Origin of the sequence: Agrobacterium sp. MCAB5, from assembly GCF_052114365.1 — a bacterium.
Classification (GTDB): domain Bacteria; phylum Pseudomonadota; class Alphaproteobacteria; order Rhizobiales; family Rhizobiaceae; genus Agrobacterium; species Agrobacterium tumefaciens.
Genome location: NZ_JBFREP010000253.1, coordinates 1 through 460, shown reverse-complemented (window position 1 = coordinate 460; position 460 = coordinate 1). Strand labels below are relative to the sequence as shown.

Annotated in this window: 1 pseudogene; it reads left to right on the top strand. The window is 59.6% G+C overall.

The features are described from left to right. Positions 1-46: 46 nt before the first annotated feature. Positions 47-460, top strand: a pseudogene (locus AB4Z23_RS28490) (IS6 family transposase); the annotation flags it as partial.

Genomic DNA, 460 nt, shown 5'->3' with positions numbered 1-460 from the left:
GGCATTGCCAAGTTGTTTGAGTGGCCGGTTGCAGTTATCATTCGGCATGAAGATGGCTTGCTCACTACCCCGGCTGAAGGGGTTTCGCTTTCCGCGTGAGATCGTCGCCTATGCGGTCTAGGCCTACCACCGCTTTGCCCTGAGCACGGCCGACGTGGAGGATCTGCTCGCCGAGCGCGGGGTGATCGTCAGCCGGGAAACTGTTCGGCTCTGGGTCAACCGCTTTGGTCGTCATTATGCCAATTGCATTCGTAGGGATCGACCAAAGGCTGGTGACAAGTGGCACATGGATGAGGCCGTCATTACGATTGGCGGCAGGAAGTTCTGGCTCTGGCGCGCCATCGATGCCAATGGCGATGTTCTCGATATCCTGGTTCAGGCTCGCCGCAACAGCAGGGCCGCCAGACGCTTCTTCTCCAGGCTGGTCAGGCAGTTTGGTCAGCCGCGCGTGGTCGTGACG